This window comes from Ideonella sp. P3_A4 (assembly GCF_056403075.1).
Genome location: NZ_JBFUGE010000891.1, coordinates 1 through 1,938, shown reverse-complemented (window position 1 = coordinate 1,938; position 1,938 = coordinate 1). Strand labels below are relative to the sequence as shown.

Here is a 1,938-nt window from a genome sequence, read left to right as displayed (position 1 = left end):
CATCGACACCGTCCGAACCAGCATCGACTACACGTTGGGCAAGAGCGAAGAAAACCTCAGCTTGTGGCCCAGCTATCCGTATGACCTCGTGGGCACCGGCAATGAGTTGGCCAACCTGATGAAAGACGGCATTGGCAGCGACTTGCTGTCAGGCCTGGGCGGCAATGACACGATCCAGGGCGGCAACATCCTTTCGCCGGGCGGTGTCGACACGCTGTATGGCGGTGACGGGGACGATGTGCTCAGCGCCGGTCAGAAGGCCTACTCCATGGACCAGATGTACGGCGGCAACGGCAACGACACGCTGCAGGCCGGCGCAGGTGCCAACAGCCTTTTCGGCGACAAAGGTGACGACCTGCTCATGGCCGGCTCTGGCGGCATGGGTCACGGCCCGGCGGACCTGCTCGATGGCGGTGATGGCCAGGACACCTTGCAGGGCGGGCTCAGCCTGAACGGCGGGGCTGGCGATGATCTGTTGGAAACCACCAGCATGTCCGGCTGGGCAGACGGCGGCCAGGGCAACGACACCATTGAAGGCAACGGTGGCGGCGGCTACACCCTCACGTTCCAAGCCGAGGGCGGCACTGGCGACGACTGGATGAATCTGTTCTCCACCACTCTTCAACTGATCGCCGACGGCGGAGAAGGACAGGACACCATCACCTGTGGTGGTCTCAGCAATCTCACCATCGACGGCGGTGCCGGCGACGACATCCTGACGGGCAACAAATACGCGCCCGGGATCCTGGTCATGAGCGGCGGCGACGGCAGCGACACCATCGTTGGCAATGGCCAGAGTGGCCGGGGCATCTCGCTCAGCGGCGGCAACGGACGCGACAACCTTCTCGCCAATGCCGGCAGTGGCGTGGAGGTCGATATGACCGGCGATGCGGGCACGGACACGCTGCATGCCACCGGAGGTCTCGCGACACTGCATGGAGGCGCTGGCGCGGACCTGTTCATCCTCAGCGCCAAGGAAGTGCTCGGTGAAACCATGATGACCGTGGCCGACTTTGCCACGGGCGTCGACCAGCTGAGCCTCAGCCAATCCAGCCTGGCGGTCGGTGACGGCGACCTGCTCGTCGAAGGAGCCGTTGAGATTGCAGGCCCGGGTGGCTTCGATGCCTGCGCCGAGCTGGTGATCGTCGCGGCCGACATCTTCGGCGACCTGACGCTGGACAAGGCTGCCGCAGCGATCGGCAGTGCGAACCAGGCCTATGCCGCCGGGCAGACGGTGGTCTTCACGGTCGACAACGGCACCGACTCCTGGGTCTTGTATTTCCAGTCTGCCGGCGCCGACGCGGTGGTCAGCGCCGCCGAACTCAGCGTCGTCGGCCGGTTGACAGGCGCCGCGTCAACCGGTGCCGAGGATCTGGTCTGGGGCGCCTGAGCCGCGCCGGGTCCGAGTTACTTGAAGGGATTGGCCGTCGCGAACCACAGGCCAATGCCTGTCGCGATGATGAAGGCACCGTCGGTGACGCCCACGCCGACGAAGTACTTGGTCTGCAACTCAGGGATCAGCTCGGGCTGGCGCGCGGCGCCCTCGAGAAACTTCATCGTCGCCAGGCCGATGCCGATGCAGGAGCCAAATGCCGGGATGCCGATCAGCAGTGCAACAGCCAGAGGAAGCAGTGTGTCCGAGGACATGGTGGTTTCCTTTCTTGGGTGAGTGAAAACTGCTGCCAGTGTTGCCCTGCCGCTTCACGCTGGCGATGACCTCACAGGTCAATGTTCCTTGATGACGACATGGGTCCGGAACGTCAAAAAGCAAACGGGGCCGCGCCGGCCCCGTTTGCTGGATATTGGTTCGATGGCTATCGATGTCTCGACGTTCGCGACGACGGCTGCGCTGGGCAGATCCGTTGGTCGGTGTCACGCACCCGTGACCGGCCCGCCGCAGATCGAGCGAGCCGGCAGGCGCTGCCGGCCGAGCCCGAT

The 1,938-nt window shown here is 64.6% G+C and carries 3 protein-coding genes; 2 read left to right on the top strand and 1 reads right to left on the bottom strand.

Annotated features, from left to right (window positions below; genetic code table 11):
- Nucleotides 1-1,390: calcium-binding protein (locus AC1DYI_RS34130; protein WP_477208541.1), on the top strand; the 1,390-nt coding region annotated here is incomplete at its 5' end.
- A 17-nt stretch (nucleotides 1,391-1,407) separates the two neighbouring features.
- Here the strand turns inward: AC1DYI_RS34130 and atpE are convergent.
- Complete coding sequence (gene atpE / locus AC1DYI_RS34125; protein ID WP_477208540.1) at nucleotides 1,408-1,647, bottom strand: F0F1 ATP synthase subunit C; 240 nt, start codon at nucleotides 1,645-1,647, stop codon at nucleotides 1,408-1,410.
- A gap of 81 nt (nucleotides 1,648-1,728) precedes the next feature.
- On the opposite strand from atpE, the gene AC1DYI_RS34120 reads away from it, so the two are divergent.
- On the top strand, nucleotides 1,729-1,938 hold a 210-nt coding region (locus AC1DYI_RS34120), incomplete at its 3' end, for a hypothetical protein (RefSeq protein WP_477208539.1).

Excerpts from the sequence above, each read along its gene's own strand:
- atpE (WP_477208540.1), bottom strand. The coding sequence starts at position 1,647 with ATGTCCTCGGACACACTGCTTCCTCTGGCTGTTGCACTGCTGATCGGC.